General features: G+C 60.9%; 21 protein-coding genes. All 21 read right to left on the bottom strand.

Annotation, left to right across the window (positions count from 1 at the left end; all coding sequences use genetic code 11):
* Positions 1-120: 120 nt before the first annotated feature.
* Complete coding sequence (locus tag A9971_RS10790; RefSeq protein ID WP_183000586.1) at positions 121-1,515, bottom strand: flagellar hook-length control protein FliK; 1,395 nt, start codon at positions 1,513-1,515, stop codon at positions 121-123.
* Positions 1,516-1,613: 98 nt separating this feature from the next.
* Positions 1,614-1,958, bottom strand: coding sequence for an Hpt domain-containing protein (locus A9971_RS10785; RefSeq protein WP_011059981.1), 345 nt, complete (start codon positions 1,956-1,958; stop codon positions 1,614-1,616).
* Between the two features lie 30 nt (positions 1,959-1,988).
* Positions 1,989-3,695, bottom strand: a complete 1,707-nt coding sequence (locus A9971_RS10780; RefSeq protein WP_183000585.1) for a fused response regulator/phosphatase — start codon at positions 3,693-3,695, stop codon at positions 1,989-1,991.
* A gap of 5 nt (positions 3,696-3,700) precedes the next feature.
* Positions 3,701-4,006 carry an STAS domain-containing protein gene (locus tag A9971_RS10775; RefSeq protein WP_011059979.1) on the bottom strand — a complete coding sequence of 102 codons (306 nt, stop codon included), beginning with the start codon at positions 4,004-4,006 and terminating at the stop codon, positions 3,701-3,703.
* An 87-nt stretch (positions 4,007-4,093) separates the two neighbouring features.
* Positions 4,094-4,543: a flagellar export protein FliJ gene (gene fliJ, locus A9971_RS10770; RefSeq protein ID WP_011059978.1), complete on the bottom strand. Its 450-nt coding sequence runs from the start codon at positions 4,541-4,543 to the stop codon at positions 4,094-4,096.
* 6 nt (positions 4,544-4,549) lie between these two features.
* On the bottom strand, positions 4,550-5,908 hold the full coding sequence (gene fliI, locus A9971_RS10765; RefSeq protein WP_047284543.1) for a flagellar protein export ATPase FliI: 1,359 nt from the start codon (positions 5,906-5,908) through the stop codon (positions 4,550-4,552).
* Complete coding sequence (gene fliH / locus A9971_RS10760) at positions 5,898-6,743, bottom strand: flagellar assembly protein FliH (protein WP_183000584.1); 846 nt, start codon at positions 6,741-6,743, stop codon at positions 5,898-5,900. The genes fliI and fliH overlap by 11 nt, the downstream gene beginning before the upstream one ends.
* A gap of 9 nt (positions 6,744-6,752) precedes the next feature.
* A complete protein-coding gene (fliG, locus tag A9971_RS10755; protein WP_011059975.1) occupies positions 6,753-7,772 on the bottom strand; it encodes a flagellar motor switch protein FliG in 1,020 nt (339 codons plus the stop codon).
* Positions 7,765-9,552: a flagellar basal-body MS-ring/collar protein FliF gene (gene fliF, locus A9971_RS10750; RefSeq protein WP_011059974.1), complete on the bottom strand. Its 1,788-nt coding sequence runs from the start codon at positions 9,550-9,552 to the stop codon at positions 7,765-7,767. The genes fliG and fliF overlap by 8 nt, the downstream gene beginning before the upstream one ends.
* Positions 9,553-9,567: 15 nt before the next feature.
* Positions 9,568-9,894 (bottom strand): flagellar hook-basal body complex protein FliE, encoded by a 327-nt coding sequence (fliE, locus tag A9971_RS10745; protein WP_011059973.1) that lies wholly within the window; start codon positions 9,892-9,894, stop codon positions 9,568-9,570.
* A 128-nt stretch (positions 9,895-10,022) separates the two neighbouring features.
* Positions 10,023-11,429 (bottom strand): sigma-54 dependent transcriptional regulator, encoded by a 1,407-nt coding sequence (locus A9971_RS10740; RefSeq protein ID WP_183000583.1) that lies wholly within the window; start codon positions 11,427-11,429, stop codon positions 10,023-10,025.
* Positions 11,430-11,434: 5 nt separating this feature from the next.
* Positions 11,435-12,628 carry a PAS domain-containing sensor histidine kinase gene (locus tag A9971_RS10735; RefSeq protein WP_161467054.1) on the bottom strand — a complete coding sequence of 398 codons (1,194 nt, stop codon included), beginning with the start codon at positions 12,626-12,628 and terminating at the stop codon, positions 11,435-11,437.
* Between the two features lie 128 nt (positions 12,629-12,756).
* Positions 12,757-14,232, bottom strand: a complete 1,476-nt coding sequence (locus A9971_RS10730; protein WP_011059970.1) for a sigma-54 dependent transcriptional regulator — start codon at positions 14,230-14,232, stop codon at positions 12,757-12,759.
* Between the two features lie 171 nt (positions 14,233-14,403).
* Positions 14,404-14,700, bottom strand: a complete 297-nt coding sequence (locus A9971_RS10725) for a hypothetical protein (protein ID WP_011059969.1) — start codon at positions 14,698-14,700, stop codon at positions 14,404-14,406.
* 11 nt (positions 14,701-14,711) lie between these two features.
* The gene (fliS, locus tag A9971_RS10720) at positions 14,712-15,107 is read right to left on the bottom strand and encodes a flagellar export chaperone FliS (protein ID WP_183000582.1); all 396 of its coding nucleotides are present in this window, start codon (positions 15,105-15,107) and stop codon (positions 14,712-14,714) included.
* Between the two features lie 128 nt (positions 15,108-15,235).
* A complete protein-coding gene (gene fliD / locus A9971_RS10715) occupies positions 15,236-16,690 on the bottom strand; it encodes a flagellar filament capping protein FliD (protein WP_183000581.1) in 1,455 nt (484 codons plus the stop codon).
* A gap of 82 nt (positions 16,691-16,772) precedes the next feature.
* Complete coding sequence (locus A9971_RS10710; RefSeq protein ID WP_015634628.1) at positions 16,773-17,144, bottom strand: flagellar protein FlaG; 372 nt, start codon at positions 17,142-17,144, stop codon at positions 16,773-16,775.
* A gap of 73 nt (positions 17,145-17,217) precedes the next feature.
* On the bottom strand, positions 17,218-18,069 hold the full coding sequence (locus A9971_RS10705) for a flagellin domain-containing protein (protein WP_183000580.1): 852 nt from the start codon (positions 18,067-18,069) through the stop codon (positions 17,218-17,220).
* A 236-nt stretch (positions 18,070-18,305) separates the two neighbouring features.
* Positions 18,306-18,575 carry a hypothetical protein gene (locus tag A9971_RS10700; protein ID WP_183000579.1) on the bottom strand — a complete coding sequence of 90 codons (270 nt, stop codon included), beginning with the start codon at positions 18,573-18,575 and terminating at the stop codon, positions 18,306-18,308.
* Positions 18,572-19,861, bottom strand: a complete 1,290-nt coding sequence (locus A9971_RS10695) for a motility associated factor glycosyltransferase family protein (protein ID WP_011059963.1) — start codon at positions 19,859-19,861, stop codon at positions 18,572-18,574. Before A9971_RS10695 ends, A9971_RS10700 begins: the two co-directional genes overlap by 4 nt.
* Positions 19,862-19,943: 82 nt before the next feature.
* Entirely contained in the window at positions 19,944-20,870 is a 927-nt protein-coding gene (locus tag A9971_RS10690) for a ketoacyl-ACP synthase III (RefSeq protein ID WP_011059962.1), read from the bottom strand.
* Positions 20,871-20,899: the final 29 nt, after the last annotated feature.

Here is a 20,899-nt window from a genome sequence, read left to right as displayed (position 1 = left end):
TGTCAGAAAGGCAGGGATCAACAGCGAAGGGCGACGCTGCGAAGGGAAACCTGGGGTGCAAGCTGTTGCAGTTACACCGCGAGGATCAGTGCAGGGGCCGGTAGCGACCCCCGCCACAGGTCAGGCGTAGTAGTCGACGGCGCTGCTGCCGATCACGGTCTGTACCGGAGCCTGCACTTCTGCCACGGCCGGGGACGACTCATCATCGCCATTGTCCAGGCGCCCGCCGCTGGTGCTGGAACCGCTGCGGCGATTCTGCTCCTGCTGCGCCTGCTCCTGGCCCTGCCAGCCACGGGACTGATCGGAGACGTTGACGTCCACCTGCCCCAGGCCCTGCTGGTTGAACATGTCGCGCATGCGGTGCATCTGCCCTTCCAGGGCTTCGCGAACGCCAGCATGGGCACTCATGAAGGTGACCTGGGTCTGCTGGTCCGGAATCATGTGCACGCGAATGTCCAGGCGCCCCAGCTCGGCCGGCTGCAACTGGATGTCTGCCGACTTGAGGTTGGTGCTGGACAGGTACATCACCCGATTGACCACCTCTTCGGTCCAGCCATTCTGGTGCATGGCCAGCGGCTGGTTGACCGGCACCGCGTTGGCCGTCTTGGGCGTCGCGGCCTGGGTCAAGGCCGCCAGGCGATTGGCGAAATCATCCACCCGGGTATCACTGGAAGCCCCCTTGAGGTCCTTCAAGCCATCGGCGATCAACCCGCTAAAGGCCTTTTCGCCGCCCTGCTCGGTGCCGCTCTTGCCCGCCTGCTGCTCGAGCATGCCGGCCATGCCATTGGCGAAGTTCTGCACCGAGGCCAGCTGCCCTTCATTGCCGGCATTGCCTGGCGCGGCCTTCGGCTGGCTCTGGCTGGACGCCGACACATGGCCGCCCTGCTCCATGGCCAGGCGCACCGCAGGTAAGGCATCCAGAGGATCAGCCTCGGGGTCGAATTCAGGCTTGGCCGGCTCGACGGGTGGCGCCACCACTGCGGCAACGAGGGCCGGCGCAGGGGCGACGGGAGCCGCCTCGACCTGAGGCGGCGCAGGTGCCGCCGGGGCCGGTTCAGCCGGCACCACAGGCTGCGGCGGCGCGACCTGTACCAGGCTTGGATCCAGCATCGGATCGCTGGGGGGCGGGGTGTCGGTTTGTGCGGTATCAGCCGGCTTCGCAGCATCAGTGGGCGCTGTTTTGCTGTCGCTGCTGGCCGGCTTGTCGGCAGGCAAGGATTTGCCGCTATCGGCAACGGCTGGCTGCGGCGCGGCAGAAGAGTCCTTGCTGACATCCTTCTTCGGGCTACTGTCAGCCCCCTTGTCGCGCACCGGCTTGGGCGAGTTGTCGGCAAAGCTTGGAGGCTTGGCCTGCGGCTGGTTCTGGGATTCCTTGGCGTAGAGCTGCGCGAAGCTGGAAGCCTTGTCCCCAGGCTCGGCAATGCTCGCCAGGGGGCTGACAGGTGCCGCTTGAGTCTTGGACTTAGCGCTGGCCTGGGCAGTGGCCTGAAGAAGCGAATTAGGGGTAACAGCCATGGGACAGTCTCCGCTGCACGGGGATCATAGGTACAGTTGGAAGACTTGACTGCAAAGGCCGGGCCAGCTTTAACAATCCGCAGATAAAAAGCTGTTTCTCAACAATGAAAGCGCTGCAGCTCCTGCTCGCACAAGCGTCGAACGATAGCGAACTCGCCGTCGATCTCCCCCACCAATTGTCGAATGCCATCCGCGGCCGACTGCCCGGCCCGCAGTTCCAGCTGATGACAGAGTTCGGCCAGGCGGGTGGCGCCCATGTTGCTGCTGCTGCCCTTGAGGCTGTGGGCGGTGGCTACCAGCAAAATCGTATCCTCGGACTTATGCAGCAGCCGCACACGCTCCTCGGAATCGCAGACGAAGGTATCCAGCAGGACGGGATATTCATCCTCCATGACCTCTTGCAAAGCATTGAGCACCGTGTGGTCCAGATGAATCTCAGCCACTTGTTCACTCCTTGATCAAGAACCCGGGAATTATGCCAGAGCCTCCCAAGAAAACTCCACGCAGACACTGCGCCCATCATCCGCCCACACGGCCTGCCGGCTCATCTGCCGGATCAGACTGACGCCACGCCCCGACAGACGCTCCATATCATTGGGCCGCGCCAGGACCGCAGCCACATCGAAGCCCTCGCCACTGTCCTCGACGCGCACCACCAGGCGCCCTCCCGCTTCCAGGGGCTGCACTTGCAGATGCACCCGGACAAAACCCTCCTGCAACTGCGCAAGCCGGGTCGAGCGTTCGCGGTAATAGCGGGTGAACCCCTCGGCATCGCGCTTGAGCCGCGAGTCGAGCTTGAGCACGCCATGTTCCAGGGCATTGGAGTAGAGCTCTGCCAAAACGCTGTACAGCGCCCCGCTCTGGGAGCGCAGGCCATGCACCTCAAGCAACAGTTGCAGCAGATAGGGCAAGGGATTGAAACGCTTGAGGGTGGCAGCCCGAAACTCGAAACTCACCGACCAGTCCAGCGGGCAGGACTGGCCACTGTCGGAGTACACCAGAGCCGGCGGCGCCAACCGGGGAAACTCCGGCAACCCCACCTCGACCATGCTCACATCATCCCGGGCACTGCCGCCAAAGCGCTCCAGGGCCTGCCGGATCTCTTCGAACAGCTGATCTTCCTGGCGATTGGCGGCAAACACCTGGTGCAATCGCTCGACGCCAAACAGTTGCTCCTCGGTATTACAGGTATCGATCACCCCATCCGACAACAGGAAGACGCGGTCTCCCGGCGCCATGGAAAACACTTCGGTGCTGTCCTCGAAGGCCTCGGCGCTCAACACACCCAAGGGCAAGTGGCGAGCCACCAGCGGCGTGCGTGCGCCGCTGGCGTGCCGATACAGATACCCTTCGGGCATGCCGCCGTTCCACACCTCCACCGCCCGCCGCTGGGAACTCAGGCACAGCAGGGTGGCACAGCAGAACATGTCCACGGGCAGGATGCGCTTGAGCTTGGCATTCATCTCCCGCAGGGTTTCCGGCAGGCCGTAGCCCTTGGCGGTCATGCCGTAGAACACCTCCGCCAGCGGCATGGCGCCTACCGCCGCAGGCAGCCCATGGCCGGTGAAATCCCCCAGCAGTACGTGCATGTCTCCGGCCGGGGTGTAGGCCGCCAACAACAGGTCGCCGTTGAACAGGGCATAGGGCGATTGCAGGTAACGGATATTCGGCGCATCCAGGCAGCCGGCATGGGCGACCTTGTCGAACACCGCCTTGGCCACCCGCTGCTCGTTGAGCAGGTAGTCGTGGTGGCGAGTGATCTGGTCACGCTGGTGCAGCACGGTCTCTTGCAGACGGCGCAGGCGGTCCATGGCGTTGATCTTGGCACCCAGCACCACCGGGTTGTAAGGCTTGGCCAGAAAGTCGTCGCCACCCGCTTCCAGGCAGCGGGCCAGGGCCTCGCCGCCGCTCAAGGAGGTGAGAAAGATGATCGGCACCAGGGTCTCGCCAGCCAGGGCCTTGATCTGCCGGGAAGCCTCGAAACCGTCCATCACCGGCATCAATGCATCCATCAGCACGATGTGCGGGCGCTGTTGCTGAAACAGCTGCACCGCCTCGGCGCCGTTGCTTGCCGCCAGCACCTGATGCCCCTGGCGCCGGATGATGCTGGACAGCAGCATGCGGTCCGCTGCGCCATCTTCGGCGATCAGCACACACAGGGGCTCGAGCATCGACCGCATACCGGTCAACTGATGTCGAAAAGCTTGTCGAAGTTGGAGATGGCGAGGATCTTGCGCACATCCGAGTTGCTGTTGATTACCCGGACATCGGCGTTGTCGCCGCCGGCGTGGTCACGCAGCAACAGCAGCATGCCCAGGGCCGAACTGTCGAGATAGGTGGCTTCCTTGAGGTCCACCACGATGGACTCCGGTGTCCGGTTGAGTCGCTCGTAGGATTCGCGAAACTCCTGGTGGCGTCCGAAATCGAAACGGCCTCTGATGGAGATCGTGAGTTTTTGCCCGTCCGGGGATATTTCTGTAACGACCGACATGTGACTGCTTCCTTGTCATTGACGACGTCTAAAAGGTTTAGCACCCACTCGCCGGGGGGACAACCCGCACGGGGCAAATGAGCACCATCAGTATGGGCTCTGACGAGGCAAGCGTTGGGAAAGTTCATCCAGCAACTTCTGCTCACGCTTGTCCTCAAGCGCCCGCGCCTCGTCGATATAGCGCTGCACCAGCTTGCGCAGCCCCTCGACCCGGGCATAGGCCTGCTGCCAGGCCTCCCGGGCGCGATCGAGGTTGTTCTGGTGCCAGGCCAGGCTCTGTCGCTGCTGACCGACGGCGGTATCCAGCTGGCTGAGAAAGTACTGGTAGTTCATCAGCCAGTGGCCACTGACCCCCAACTTGCCGCGCTCGACCCACTGTTCCTGGTAGTCGCCACGAAAACGCTCCAGGTCCCCCAGCTTGCTCTCGGCCACACGCACCTGGCCGTGAAAGTACTCCAGGCGCTGGGCGGCCGTGCGCTCGGCACTCTCTGCCATGTCCACCACCGGCGCCAGGCGCGCCGCACGGCTATCGGCCATGGCCGGTTACCCGCCCGCTGCCGGAGCGAAAAGCATTTCCAGGTGGGTCTGGCTATGGCCCAGGCTGATGTTGTCATTGAGCCCCTGGCGCAGGTACGCAACCATGGCCGGATGCAGGGAAATGGCCGTATCGGTATCCCGGTCGCCGCCGGCCACATAGGCACCGACGCTGATCAGGTCCCGGGCCTGCTGGTAACGCGACCACAGCTGTTTGAAGTACTGCGCCCGCGCCATGTTGTCAGGGCTGATCACCGCCGGCATGACCCGACTGATGGAAGCCTCGATGTCGATGGCCGGGTAGTGCCCCTCTTCCGCCAGGCGCCTGGACAGCACGATATGCCCGTCGAGCACGCCCCGCGCCGAGTCGGCGATCGGGTCCTGCTGGTCGTCGCCTTCGGACAAGACCGTGTAGAAGGCGGTGATCGAACCGCCGCCGGCCTCGGCATTGCCGGCACGCTCCACCAGTTTGGGCAGCTTGGCGAACACCGAAGGCGGATAACCCTTGGTGGCCGGCGGCTCGCCGATGGCCAGGGCGATTTCCCGCTGGGCCTGGGCGAAACGTGTCAGGGAATCCATCAGCAACAGGACGTTCTTGCCCTTGTCGCGAAAATATTCGGCGATCCGCGTGCAGTACATCGCCGCCCGCAGACGCATCAGCGGAGCATCATCCGCTGGCGAGGCCACCACCACCGAACGCTTGAGGCCTTCCTCACCCAGGATGTGCTCGATGAACTCCTTGACCTCACGTCCCCGCTCGCCGATCAGCCCGACCACAATGATGTCGGCCTCGGTGAAGCGGGTCATCATGCCCAGCAGCACACTCTTGCCCACGCCGGTACCGGCGAACAGGCCGAGACGCTGACCGCGACCTACCGTCAATAAACCGTTGATGCTGCGAATACCCACATCCAGCGGCTGGCTGATGGGGTCGCGCTTGAGCGGGTTGATGGTGGGGCCGTCCATCGGCACCCAGTCTTCGGCACGCATCGCACCCTTGCCATCCAGCGCCCTACCGGCGCCGTCCAGCACACGCCCGAGCATACTCATGCCCATGGGCAAACGGCCGGTGTCGGCCAGGGGCACCACGCGCGCGCCCGGAGCAATCCCGGCCACGCTGCCCACTGGCATCAGGAATACCTTGCTCCCGGAGAACCCCATGACCTCGGCTTCGACCTTGACCGGGTGGTAGCTGTCATCGTTGATCACCATGCACCGGGTGCCCATGGCCGCGCGCAAGCCTTCGGCTTCCAGTGTCAGGCCGACCATGCGCAGCAGGCGGCCCTCAAGGATCGGCTGGCCCGGCAGGCTGATGGCCTCGGCATAGCCCCCCAGGCGCTTGCCGAAGCTGGTGCGTTCAAGGCGCATTGCTAGGGTCCGCTGGCTCGTGCGCGGCGGCGTCAGGGTCAATAGCGGGGTCGGCGATGTCGCTCTGCGGCGCCGACGGCGTCAGTGGCCCCAGGTCCAGGCCAAGGTCCGCTGCTGCCGGATGCAGCGATTGTTCGTGCAACTGGTCGGACAGCTGGTCCATGGCCTGGGCGATCCGGGTTTCCATGCTGGCATCGATACGGCTGTGCTCGGTCTCGACCCGACAACCGCCGGGCAGCAGCGCTTCGTCCTCGACGATGCGCCAGCTTTCCTCATGGCGCTCGCGCAGGCTTTTGACCTGCTCGAAATCCTGCGGATTGACGTACAGGCGCACATTACCGACGCCCAGGGGCAGCAGCTTGAGCGCTTCGCGCATGACATGTTCGATCTGCGTGGAGTCCATCGCCAGCTCGCGCTGGATCACCTGGCGGGTGATATGCCGCACCAGCTCCACCAGGGTCTTTTCAATCTGGGTGTCCTGCTCGGCAATGGGCTCGAACAGGTTGGCGATCAGTTGCTCGAGCGCCTGCAACTTGGCGCTCAGTGCCACTTCGGCTTCCTGGCGCACTTTGAGGGTGGTGCTGTGAAAGCCCTCTTTCTCGCCAGTGGCGAACCCTTCGTTATAGGCTTCCTGGCGGATGCTCTCGAGCTCTTCAAGGGTCAGCGGCTGGACTTCCTCCAGCGGCACCTCCTCGATCTCCTCCTGCACCTCTTCCGGCTCGCGTTCAGGCTCGGGCGGCTCGGGATCGAAACTGGGCAGCGCCCAGACGTCAAAACCCTCGACGTCCCGGGCGCGAATCAGCTCGCTTTGGGACTCATCACTGCTGGACGACATAAAGCGACCTTAGATCATTTCTTCGCCGCCCTTCCCGCCGAGAACGATTTCTCCGGCTTCGGCCATACGGCGGGCAATGGTGAGGATTTCCTTCTGCGCGGTTTCCACATCGCTGACGCGAACCGGGCCCTTGGCTTCCAGGTCGTCGCGCAGCAGTTCCGCCGCACGCTTGGACATGTTCTTGAAGATCTTTTCCTTGACCCCTTCGTCCGAGCCCTTGAGAGCCAGCACCAGCACGTCGGAAGAGACTTCGCGCAGCAGCGCCTGGATGCCGCGATCGTCGACATCGGCGAGGTTGTTGAAGACGAACATCAGGTCTTCGATCTGGCCCGACAGGTCTTCGTCCACTTCGCGGATCGAATCCATCAGTTGGCCTTCGATCGAGCTGTCGAGGAAGTTCATGATGTCGGCTGCACGCTTGATACCACCCAGGGTGGTCCGCGATGCGTTGGAGTTGCCGGAGAACTGCTTCTCGAGAATCTGGTTGAGTTCCTTGAGCGCCGCGGGTTGCACGGTGTTGAGCGAGGAAACCCGCAAGATGATGTCCAGGCGCGCCTTGTGGTCGAAGTTGCCGAGCACTTCGCCGGCCTGGTCAGGATCGAGGTAGGCCACCACGATGGCCTGGATCTGCGGGTGCTCGTAGCGGATCACGTCGGCAACGGCCCGCGGCTCCATCCACTTCAGGCTGTCCAGGCCGCTGGTGTTGCCACCCAGCAGAATACGGTCGATCAGGCCGTTGGCCTTGTCTTCGCCCAGGGCCTGGGTGAGCATCTTGCGCACGTAGTCATCGGAACCGACGCCGAGGCTGGTCTGGTCGCCGACAATGTCGACGAACTCGCTCATCACCTGTTCGACCTGCTCACGGTGCACGTTACCCATCTGCGCCATGGCCACACCCACCCGCTGGACCTCTTTGGGGCCCATGTGGCGCAACACTTGCGCAGCATCGGTAGAACCCAGGGACAGCAGCAGGATCGCGGCTTTGTCGACCCGGGTCAGTTTGGCGGTAGCGGCTCGGTTATCACTCATCTGCGTTAATCCACTCTTTCACGACCTGAGCCACTCGACCCGGGTCTTCAGCCACCAGACTCTTGATTGCGTTCAACTGAGCGTCATAACCCTCGCTCGGGCTCGGCAGCAGAATGCTCTGCGGGCCGCCGAGGCTCACGCGGTCGTTGCCCAACTCACCGTCCAGGCCGCCCATGCCGCCCAGTTCGACGTCACTGCCCAGGCCTGCCAGTTCTTTGTTCTTGCCGCCGCCAGTGATGTTGTTGAGCACCGGACGCAACACGCCGAACACCAGCACCAGGATGAACAGCACGCCGAGCACTTGCTTGACGATGTCCCAGAACCAGGGCTGCGAGTAGAACGGAATATCGGCGATCACTTCCCCGCGTTCGGCGGAGAACGGCACGTTGATCACGCTGACGCTGTCGCCACGGCTGGCATCGAAGCCCACGGCGTCCTGCACCAGACGGGTGAAACGCGCCAATTCGTCGGCGCTCCACGGCGCTCGGCTGGTTTCGCCATTGGCCGGGTTGACCTTGACCTGGTCGTCCACCACTACCGCTACCGACAGACGATTCAGGCGACCCTGCTGCTGCTTGGTATGGCTGATGGAGCGATCGAGCTCGAAGTTCTTGGTGGATTGTTGACGCTTGTCCGACGGGTACGGCGCCAGCATCGGCTGGCCGGTGGCCGGGTCCATGATCTGTTGGCCGTTGGCGTCCAGCAGTGGCTGGCCCGGTTGCACCATGCCGGCGGCGGCAGTGGCGCCACCGGTGGTTTGTGGCGCAGAGGCCGGCGCTGGCGGCTGGTTGCTCAGAGCACCCGGCACGCCTTGCGGGCCGTTGCTGCTGGAGCGCTGCTCATTCACCGACTGCTCGCTGCGCAGGGCCGGCTGGTCAGGGTTGAACTGTTCGGAGGTGGATTCCACGGCACTGAAGTCGACGTCCGCCGAGACTTCAGCCTTGTAGCGATCGTTGCCCAGCACCGGTTGCAGGATGTTGTGCACCCGCTGGGTCAGCATGCCTTCCAGGCGGCGGCTGTAGTCGAACTGCTTGCCAGCCATGGTCAGTGCGGAGTTTTCCGCCTGATCGGACAACAGGTTGCCCTTCTGATCGACCACGGTGACCTGGGACTTGTTCAGCTCGGGAACACTGGTCGCCACCAGGTTGACGATGGCCATGACCTGGCCGGGCTCCAGGGAACGGCCGGAGTAGAGTTCTACCAGGACCGAGGCGCTGGGCTTGCGTTCATCACGCACGAACACAGAGCTTTTAGGAATCGCCAGGTGCACCCGGGCGCCCTTGACGTTGTTCAGGCTGGAGATGGTGCGAGCCAGCTCGCCTTCCAGGCCGCGACGGTAACGGGTCGCTTCCATGAACTGACTGGTACCCAGGCCCTGCTCTTTATCGAGGATCTCGAAACCGACGTTGCCGTCACCCGGCGCTACGCCAGCCGCGGCCAGCTTCAGGCGGGCTCGGGACAGGTCATCGGCCTTGACCAGCAAGGCGCCGGAATTGGGCTCTACGGTGTAAGGAATGTCGGCAGAGGCCAGGGTATCCATGACCTGCTTGGCGTCCATACCCGCCAGGCTGCCGTACAGCGGCCGGTAATCGGGTTGCTGGGACCACAGCACCACGGCAAAACCAATCGCCACGCTGGCGGCCAGGCCCACCAACAGGCCGACCTGACGCAGCATGGTCATCTGGGACAGGTTTTCCAGGAAGGACAAACCGAACAGCGGCGGTTTACCGTCGATCGGGGCGGCCTTGGCCGGTACGTTATCGGCGACTGCTTCTGCCATGACTCAATCTCGTCCTTAAACCGGCATCTGCATGATGTCTTGATACGCTTGAACCAGCTTGTTGCGAACCTGGGTCAAAGCTTGAAAAGACACGCTGGCCTTTTGCGAGGAAATCATCACGTCCGTCAGGTCGACACCGCTCTTGCCAATTTCAAAGGCACTGGACAGCTGATTGGACGCCTGCTGAGTGTCATTGACCTTGTTCACGGCCTGGCCAAGCATGTCAGCAAAGCTGCTGCCGCTGACTTCTGCCACCGCGGCGGATTTAGGCTGCGACATTGCGTCCATCTGCATGGCACGCATATCCAGCATCAACCGATTAAATTCAACACCTTGGCTCATGGTCTACTCTCTCTGACGACCCGCAATTTTTTGACGCTCACTCAGCGGTTAGTGAGGTGTTAGCAACAAGGGTGCCAGCTCCATGGCCCTTATCGACAAAAGCCCATCCCGGGCTTGCCTCTCACAGATCAGGTCGCGAACAGATAGGCCTCGACGTCCATTCCAGCATCGCGCATCTGCGCCAACTTGTAGCGCAAGGTCCGCGGGCTGATACCCAGGCGTTCCGCGGCCTCCTTGCGTCGCCCGCGCTCGGAGCGCAGGGTATCGATGATCATCTGAAACTCCCGGCGCCGCAGGTCATCGCCCAGGCCGCCGGATTCTTGAGCCGGCACCTCCACCTCGGCAGCCATGCCACGCGCCGCCATCTGCACCACGGGCGCCAGCGCCGGCAGCGGAGCACAAGCCACAGGGCCGGCAAGACAGAAATCTTCCGGCTGGATCAAGCCCCCCTGCTGCAGGATCAATGCGCGCTGCAATGCGTTGTCCAGCTCTCTAACGTTGCCTGGCCATGGATAGGCCAGCAGGCAGTCCTGGGCCTTGGCCGATAGCCTGGCCGCCGCGTGCTTCATTTTATTGACGTGCTTGGCCAGCAGGCGTTCGGCCAGCGGCAGGATATCGGCGGTACGCTCGCGCAACGGCTTCCAGGCCAGAGGAAATACCGACAAACGGTAATACAAGTCCTCACGGAAACGGCCGGCCGCCACCTCCCCCGCCAGATCGCGGTTGGTGGTGGCGACCACGCGGATATCCAGGGTGATCGGCTTGCGCGCACCCACCCGCTCCACTTCGCGCTCCTGCAAGACCCGCAGCAGCTTGGCCTGCAAGCCCAGAGGCATTTCGGAAATCTCGTCCAGCAGGATGGTGCCGCCATCGGCCTGCTCGAACTTGCCGGGCTGGGCAGCGATGGCCCCTGTGAAAGAGCCCTTCTCGTGCCCGAACAAAGTGGCTTCGAGCATGTTGTCCGGGATGGCCGCGCAGTTGATGGCGATAAACGGCTGATTGACTCGATGGGAATGCTGATGGATATAGCGCGCCAGCACCTCCTTGCCAGTGCCGGATTCACCGGAAATCAGCACCGTGGAGTCACTGCGGGCCACCCGCGCCGCCAGCTCCAGCAACTGAGCGCTGGCTGGTTCGAAGGCCACAGGCCCCTCATCCTCGCCAACACCCAGGCCGCCCAAGGCATGGCGCGCCACCAGGTCCAGCAGGGCCCGCGGCTCGAAAGGCTTGACCAGATAATCGGCCGCCCCCTGGCGCATGGCGTCCACGGCACGCTCGACGGCGCCATGGGCAGTCATCAGCAACACCGGCAGTTGTGGCTGGCGGGCTCGCAGCAGGCCAAGCAATTGATGACCGTCCATGCCCGGCATGTTGACGTCGCTGACCACCAGGCTGAAGGGCTCCCCGGCCACAGCCTCCAATGCTTCCTCAGCACTGCCGACAGCCTTGTAGTCATGACCGGCCAGCAGCAGGGTATCCGCCAGGGCCTCGCGCAATGCGCGGTCGTCTTCAACCAGTAGAACCTTGATTGCCATTACCTTCACTCCACTCCATGCACGCTGGAGAACAGAGGCAGTGTCACCAGCGCACAAGTACCGCGCCCAGGACGCGAGCGCAGCGACAATTCTCCCTGATGAGCACGGGCTACCGCCTTGACCACCGTCAGGCCCAGCCCGGTTCCATTGGCCTTGGTGGTGAAGAACGGCTCTCCCAGGCGCTCCAGGACCGCAGCGTCGATACCACTGCCACTGTCACTGATGCACAGCCGCAAGGTGTCGCCGCGGCTGTACAGGTGCACCTTGAGTCGCGCCGCGCCGGCACTGGCCTGCACCGCGTTCTCGATCAGATTGAGCAAGGCGCCCACCAGAGTGTCGCGATTGCACAGCAACTCACCGTGGTGGCTATCGCACTGCCAGCGCACGGCAACGTCCTGCACATGGGTCAGGGCCGCGGCCTGCAACGACTGCAACAGCGACTTGGGCGTCAGGCGATCGGTCAGGGGCAATTCGCCACGGGCGAACACCAGCATGTCGCGCACTTGATGTTCCAGCTCGTGCAAACGTTCCTTGAGCCGCCCGGCAAAGCGCTGATGGGTAGCGACCGGCAGTTCCTGCTCAGTGAGATGGCTGGCGTACAGCAGGGCCGCCGACAACGGCGTGCGGATCTGGTGAGCCAGGGAGGCAACCATCTTGCCCAGGGAGGACAGACGCTCATGACGGGCCAACTGGTCTTGCAGATGACGGGTTTCAGTCAAGTCATTGAGCAGCACCAACTGCCCGGGCTCGGCATCCAGCGAGCGCGTGGCAATCGACAGGCGTCGACCGTCGCGCAGGGAAATTTCATGGCCATCGTCTTCGCGAGGGGCAAAGCTGCGGGCGATGATGTTGCGCCACAACTGCCCTTCCAGCGGCAGCCCCAGCAGCTCGCAGGCTGCCGGGTTGGCCTCGGTGACGATGCCATGACCATCAATCACGATGACTCCGCCCGGCAACAGGTCCAGCAGGTTCTGCAGACGATTGGCCAGACGCTCCTTTTCCGCCAGCTCCTGCATGCGCTGGGCGCTGACCACCGCCAACTCGCCCTTGAGCTCGGTCACCCGGGCCTCAAGCATGCTGTAGGAGTCAGTAAGTTGGCTCGACATCTGGTTGAACAAGGCGAAGGCCTGCTCAAGACCTAGCCGGCTTGCCTGCTCTACGGACGACGATTGCCCCTGTGCATCAGGGGCAGGAGACATCTGGGCGGCTTGGGGCATCGTGCACTCTCGCGTGGCTGACCGTCAGTTAAACGGAACGTTGCAAGAGACTTAGCAATACCCGTGCCTAAAAAAAACCACCCAGTTTTCAAAGACTTGAAAAATCGGCGTCAATCATCCGCCTGTTCATCACCTTCACGACGACTCATACCGTACTTGCGCATCTTCTCCACCAGGGTGGTGCGACGGATGCGCAAACGCTCTGCGGCCCGCGCCACGATGCCATTGGCGTCGTCCAGCGCCTGCTGGATCAGCCCTTGCTCCAGGCTGCCCAGGTAGTCCTTCAGGTCCAGGCCTTCCGGCGGCAGCATGGCCGTGGCGGCGAAGTCTGGCGCGTGACCGTTGATCGCTACGCGCTCTTCCAGATCGCTGCGCAGGCTGTCCACCAACTGCTCGTCTTCGTCATCCACATAGCGGAACTTCTTCGGCAACTCGACGACGCCAATCACACCATAGGGATGCATGATCGCCATGCGCTCCACCAGGTTGGCCAGCTCACGAACGTTACCCGGCCAGCCATGCCGGCACAGCGACATGATGGCGGCAGAGTTGAAGCGTATAGAACCGCGCTTCTCGTGCTCCATTCGCGAAATCAGCTCATTCATCAGCAGCGGAATGTCTTCCACTCGCTCACGCAGCGGCGCCATTTCAATGGGGAACACGTTGAGGCGGTAGTACAGATCCTCCCTGAAACTGCCTACCTCGATCATGCTTTCCAGGTTCTTATGGGTGGCAGCGATGATTCGCACATCAACACCCTGGGTCTTGTTGCTGCCCACGCGCTCGAACGTGCGCTCCTGCAGCACCCGCAACAACTTGACCTGCATCGGCAGTGGCATATCGCCGATTTCGTCGAGGAACAGGGTGCCGCCATTAGCCAGCTCGAAACGCCCGGCACGACTGGTGATAGCACCGGTGAACGCGCCCTTTTCATGGCCAAACAGCTCACTTTCCAGCAGCTCTGCCGGAATGGCGCCGCAATTGACCGGCACGAAAGGCGCGTCGCGCCGCTTGGAGTGATAGTGCAGGTTGCGCGCTACCACTTCCTTGCCTGTTCCCGACTCGCCAAGGATCAGCACGCTGGCGTCGGTATCCGCCACCTGCTGCATCATCTGCCGCACATGCTGGATGGCGCGACTGGTGCCTACCAGGCTGCGGAAAAGATTGGGTTCACGGTGACGACCGCGCTCACGGGCCTGATCGTACATTTCACGATAGACCTGGGCCCGGTGCAGGGAGTCCAGCAATTTGCTGTAGCTGGGAGGCATTTCCAGGGTGGAAAGCACACGACGACGCTGGTCTTCAGGCAGATCAATGGAAGAATTTTCGCCCATCAACAGCACTGGAAGGAACTCATCCCAGGTTGAGAGTGTCTTTAACAGGCCCAGAAGTGCACCAGGAGCATTTACGGTCCCGATGAGGACGCAAATTACTTCGCGACTTGACGACAAAGAGCCGACAGCCTGCTGCCAGTCATGGCTACCGCAGGGTAAATTTTCTTCGCCAAGAAAATTTAAAATCACCGCCAGGTCGCGGCGGCGCACGCTATCGTCATCGATCAGCAGAATTTTGGTTTCACGCCACATGCAATAGCAACTTCCCTAGTCAACTCAATGCCCAGATAAGGGGCAAGCTAGACGCGCTTGTAGGCATTTTCTGCCTTATAGACGCCTGAAATCTGAAAACAGCCACTAGTTAAGTCAAAAAAGCGTGCACAGTCAAATTTATGGCGCGCAGTGTTCGGGATTAACTCAACATCAACCGAACAAATGGTAAACCTTTGCCGCGTTCTGTGCTTGCTGGATCTGCGACATCTCGTCGACTATCGCCTGGCGCTCCCCTGTTGCCACCTCAAGCAGTTGCCGGTAGACCCCCAACAACTCCTCCAGATTGTCGCGCAGTGCCGCCTCGTCGACCTCAGCCTCGCTGAGCACGTCCTCCATGCATGAACGGCACGCCAGGTCCAGCTCGCCAATGGCTTGCCAGTTGCGCTCGGCCAGGGCGCCGACCAGCGCCTCACGGGTTTCTTCAATGCGTTGCAGGACAGCACTCATGGTGTTTCTCCTTAAAACTGCGGACCCGGCGCGGCGATGGCATCCCAGCCCTCTTTGACCGTGCGCAGCAGATCGGCGACCTCATCGAGAATCTTCGGATCGGTCTTGATATTGGCTTCAGCCAGGCGCTTCATCATGTAGGTATACAGACTGTCCAGATCCCCCAGGGTATCCAGGGAGTTTTCCAGGTCCAGGCCTTCACGCAGACCACCAATGATGCCGATGGCCTTGCTGATGAATATGCCTTTGTTGGCGATATCCTTGCGCTCGATCGCCCCCTTGGCCTGAGCGATACGATCCAGGCCGCCTTCCATCAGCATCTGCACCAGACGGTGGGGACTGGCTTCGGAGGTCTGCGCCTGCGCACCGATCTTCTGGTACTGCCGAAGGGCTAACATCGGATTCATGTAATACCTCTTCAAAACTCAAGGGTTCGTATAAGCAATATATCGACGCAACGCCAAAAAACTTTAGGCCAAATACAAAAGCCCGGAGCGCTGAAAAACGCTGCCGGGCTTTTGGCGCTGAGTGAATATCAGCCTTTTTGCTGGGCGGTCAAGGCTTCAAACATCGACGTGATGTTACTGGCGGTGGCCTTCAGCTTGCCCACCAGGGTGTCCATGTCGTTGTACTTCTTGGTCAGCACCGCTGTCAGGGTAGCTACCCGGCGATCCAGGGCATCCTGTTGATCGCTGAGCTTTTTCTTGGTGATATCCAGGGTCTTGGTACGAGTGGTCAGGATCCCCTCGGTCATGCTACCTACACCCTGGGTAAACGGCTTGATCGCGTTAGTCATGCGTTCCAGCAGACCCGGGTTGGTACCATCACCGGTAAACAGCTTCTGCACTTCACCACCGAGCTTCTTGTCGGTCATGGCAGCCGTGAATTTCTTGTCGTCGAAATCCAGTGCACCGGTCTTCTGGTTGGTGGTGATCCCCAACTGCGCCAGCACTGTCAACTTGTCGCCGGCGCCCGTTTCGGACAGTGGTGCACGAATAGCCGCCAGAATCGAACGAGGCAGCGAGTCACCAGTGAGCTGTGCCGGGATGGTCGGGTTGCCACTGTCATCCAGGGAAGGCTTGGTCAGCGTAGTAATGCCGTTGGCCACGGCGTTATAGGCGTCGACAAACTTCTGGATCGAGGTCTTAAGACCCTCAGTGTTTGTGGCAACTGTCACGGTGATCGGCGTGGTGGTTGGCGCAACCAGATTGAGCTTAAGACCGGAAATGGCCTGCGTGACTGTATTGGTCTTGCTGGTCAGTTGCATGCCGTCGACGCTGAAAACCGCGTCCTTGGCCAGCCCACCGATATTGCCGGATGAGGCGGCGGAAGCCGGATTGGTATCACTCGACATCGACTGAGTGCCATCGATCTCCAAACCGGCAATACCGCTGACAGAAATGTCGGTGCCTGCACCGGTCTTTTCGGAGCCGATCACCAGTCGCGAACCGAACGAGTCGGTCACGATGTTCGCGCTGAGCCCGGCCATGTTCATCTTCGAATCAGCGTTGATCGAGTCACGCACCGATTGCAGCGTCGCATTGGCGCCGACGGTCAACGGGTAGTTAATGCCATTTTGAGTGATGTTTAACGTACCACTCGGAATGGCACTGGTATTTCCTCCGCTAAAAGCCGCACTGGCCACTTTTGACGAAGTTGCAAGATTTTTGACGGTAACCGAGTATTTGCCGGCAACCGCATAGTTGTCTGCGGTGGCGTCTACGGTCTTGCTGTCGCTGGAGGTCGCAGCGAAACCGGCAAAGGCGGGATTCACAGAGCTTCCCAGCCCAGCAACCGACAACGTGCTCTGGAAGGTCGACAACAACGACTGCAATGTCCCGATACCAGAAATGCTGGCGCTATTGGTGGTGGTCGCGCGATCGATCTGACCTTGCTTGGCCGCCTTGTCAGCAGCTACCAACGCCTTGACGATAGCACCGGTGTCGAGGCCGGAACCCAAGCCGGTACCCGGTAGAATTGGACTTGCCATGTGTCTCTCCCTTCAGTGTGCCGCCAGTCTTTTGACCACAACAGCGCTCAAACGTAACCAGCAACAATTTTCATGCCAGCTGTCAGGCCTTGGCACTGAACAACAGACTACTCGCATCATTCAAGCTATTGGCCAGTTTCAGCACTTCTTCATTGGGGATCTGGCGAACCACTTCACCCGAATCACTGGCAATGACTTTGACCACGACCTTTCCGGAAGGCTCGTCGATCGAGAATTCTAGATTGCGCTTGACCGACTGGACGAACTTTTCAATTTCCTGAACGGCCATTTTCAACTTTTCCTGCTCGGTCCGAGCTTCTTTCTTACTGTCCTGAGCTGCGGTTTTGGCAACTGCAGGAACGACCTCTCGAGGCTTCTCCACGGGCTTGTCAGCGACAGGCGTCACCGGCTTGGCCGCTGGATAAGACAAGTTCAGCTTCACGCTCATATCCATGTCCATCACCTCTTAAAGTAAAAAAGCGAGAGAGCACGACCAGCGCACTCCCCCGCCAAAGCTTAGCCAGCTATTACTGAAGCAGCTTCAGTACAGCGGATGGCAGTTGGTTGGCCTGGGCCAGAACTGCGGTCGAAGCTTGTTGCAGAGTCTGCTGCTTGGTCAGCTGGGCAGTTTCAGCAGCGAAGTCGGTATCTTGTACGCGACCCAGTGCAGCACTGGCGTTTTCGTTGATGTTCTGCAGGTTGGAGATGGTGCTGGTCAGACGGTTCTGGGCAGCACCGAGGTCGGCACGGCTGGAGTTGATGGTCTGCAGCGCCTTGTCGATAGCGTCCATAGCGGCTTTGGTGCTGGCTTCAGCAGTGGTGCTGTCAGTACCGGTGATGGCGATGGTCGCGGAATCCACGCTCAGGGTTGCAGCGTCGAAGCCGCTGGCCAGAGTGATGGTGATCTGGTTGGTAGCACCAGTGTTGGAACCAACCTGGAAGGTCATGGTACCAGCAGTACCGTCGATCAGGTTCTTGCCGTTCAGGTTGGTCGACTTGGCGATACGAGTCAACTCGTCCGACATCTGACCGAATTCTTTGTTCAGAGCAACACGGTCTTGAGTACCGTTGGAGTCGTTTCGCGACTGAACAGCCAGTTCACGCATACGCTGCAGGATGTTGGTGGATTCTTGCATCGCGCCTTCAGCGGTCTGGGCGATGGAGATACCGTCGTTGGCGTTTTTGATCGCCATGGTCTGACCACGGATCTGCGAAGTCATGCGGGTAGCGATCTGCAGGCCGGCGGCGTCGTCTTTTGCGCTGTTGATCTTCAGGCCGGAAGACAGGCGAGTCATCGAAGTCGACAGAGCGTCGGAAGCGCGGTTCAGGTTTTTCTGAACGTTCAACGACGTGACGTTAGTGTTTACTGTTAAAGCCATGACGAATTCCTCGTTGGTTGGGTACTGCGGCTTCCGGCCCTGGCAACCGCCGGGTAATGGCCTAGAGAACCTTCGTAATAGTTATCGTCGGTAATGCAAGTTGCTTTAGGGCTTTTTCAAAAATATTTGCCATCACCCGGCCATCCCTTGGAAAACAAGGGGTTAAGCCGACACCAAACGAAAAACTGACGCCAGAAAATCCCCACCCAAAACACTCGTCCAGCCTGTCGCACCACTCATCCGCCAAACTCGGCCTGCAACCAGTCCAGCAGTTCGTACTCCAGATAGTCGGCCAACCCCAACCAGTTTTGCCCTTCCTGGCATGCCAGCATCAGGGTCAGCAATTGCGCCCAGTCCTGCTGGACAGGCGGTGCAGCTCCGTCCACCAACGATTGGATGGGATCGAACAGCTCAACCATGACACCCACCGCCTCGACATCACGCCCCAGACGAAACAGATCGGCGACTTCTCTGGCTCGGGAAAACACAGGCTCTAGCTGATTCATTGAGCAAAATCCGGGTGAAAGGTGGTACCGAGGATCATCGCGCCATCACGACTGGTATTGAAAAACGCCACCTCAGGCTGACTGCTGATATAGCGCTCCAGTTCGCACAGGTAGCTGCGGAAATTAAGCTGGGTCTTGACTCGCTGCCCATGCCCATCCAGCACCCAGTGTCGGGCCGCGCCGAGTTGCGGGCCAAGATCGCCGTCATGCCAACCGGCATGGGTACGGTTCATGGGGAACGCGAAGTCCGCACCAAACAGGGTGATCCGTCGCCCTCCCATCTTCACCGCCAGATCCACGGCCGGATGAATCACGCTGCCACCGGCATGCAGCTGTGCCCGGGGGATGCGCTGGCGCAATGCCTGGAACACCGGGCTGGCGGAATACGCCACATACCGCGGCCCGAGCCAGCCCTCGAGTACCTGCGGGTCCGCCAGCGGCATATACACCAGAGCGGTGCAGTCACTGCCTTGAGCAGGCAGGTGCCGGGTGGAAATTCGCTGGTCGACACTCACCACCAGGTCCACCCGGATGCCCTCTTTGAGCAGCGGCTGGTATGCCGTATCGACACAGATCAGCAGCGGCCGCTGCGCCTGGCCGGACACGGCGCGCAATGCCGCATAGTGATGCTCCAGGCTCGGCCCCGTAGCGATAACAAAGACTTCGCTCCCGGGATGGCGATCAAACAGCTCGGCAATATCGCGATCCATCCCAACCCAAGGCTCAATGGCAGCCAGGCGCTCGGCGATATCCGCTGTATCTGCGGCAAACAAACGATTATTGAAGGAAAGATGAGTCTCGCTGATCAACCGATCGCGGATCTTCGCGTTGTAGTCATCGGCCAGCACCAGCTCGGCCGGCAGGGCGAAAAACGGCAATGCAATCTCCGGCAGGTCGCCGGCATACAACAACTCGACCCGCGGATCAGCCAGCCAGGCCTGCTGTTCCAGCAGTTGCAGCACCAGCTTGAACAGTGCGCCATTGAGAATGTGCACATACAGACGCTCCAGCCCCGGCCGCTGCAGCAACGCCATTTGCAGGTCACCCAAGCCACAGCCGTAAAGATGCAATACCGCCGCCTCAGGCAGGCTGGCGGCCTGGACCTGAGCCTCGCGACTGCGATCATGGCGACTGGTCAGCTGGACCCCGCCAATGCTCAGGGTCGAGCCAAGGCCTTCCACCAAATCCGCCTGCAGCACAGCAGCATCCTCAGCCTGCACCCGTGCCAGCAGCGCCGGCCAGCGCTCGCCAATCACCCGGGCGTTGTGTTCAAAGCTGTCGCTCATGCCGCCTCGCTTATCACTCGTGCCAAAAAATAGCGCTCAAGATTACACCTTGAGCGCTATCTGTGCCGCTGCGAGCTGAAACTCAGGAGCGGTAGATGATGGCCGATCCCCAGGACAGACCAACGCCGAAGCCACTGAGGGCAACGCGCTTCCAACTGGAATCGAACATGTGCTTTTCCAGCAGTAGCGGAATGCTGGAGGACACGGTATTGCCGGTCTCCACCATGTCCTTGATGAACTTGTCGGGGTTGCCTTCGAAACGCCGGGCCACCGCATCGACGATCGCCGCGCTGCCCTGGTGAATGCAGAAGGCATCGATATCGTCAGACTTCAGCCCCGACTCATCCAGCAACTCGTGCAGGTGTGCCGGCACTTTCAGCAGAGCGAAGTTGAACACCTGGCGGCCGTTCATAAAGAACACACCATCGGTGACCTTCAGGTGCGGAGCCCCCGAACCATCGGTACCGAACTTGGCCTTGCCCAGCTGCCAGGTGGCGTCCTCGCCCAGCCAGGTGGCCGTGGCGGCGTCACCGAACAGCATGGTGGTATTGCGATCTTCGGGATCGACAATCTTCGAGTAAGGGTCAGCGGTGACCAGCAGGCCATTCTTCAGGCCAGCAGCTTCCATGAACCCCTTGATGGCATAGATGCCGTAGACGTACCCGGAACAACCCAGGGAAATATCAAAGGCCGCGACGGTGGTGGGCAGGCCCAGTTTGTCCTGTACGATCGCCGCGGTGTGAGGCAAACCTTCTTCGTCACCGTTCTGGGTAACCACGATCAACACATCGATGGCTTCGCGCTTGAGTTCCGGGTTAGCGGCAAACAATGCATTGACTGCTTCGACACACAGATCGGAGGTTTCTTGCCCGGCGTCTTTGCGCGGCAGGAAGGCCGAACCGATCTTGCCCAGGATGAACTCTTCATCCTTGGCGAATTTTGCACCTTGTGCGTAATTGTCCACGCCGGCTACAGGCACGTAGCTCGCAATGCTTTTTATGCCAATCATTACGGCTTCCCAATAATAAACAGCTCAAT

This window comes from Pseudomonas sp. UME65 (assembly GCF_014170225.1).
GTDB lineage: Bacteria > Pseudomonadota > Gammaproteobacteria > Pseudomonadales > Pseudomonadaceae > Aquipseudomonas > Aquipseudomonas protegens.
The sequence above is the reverse complement of the archived record's forward strand: the minus strand, read 5'-3'. Positions and strand labels throughout refer to the sequence as shown.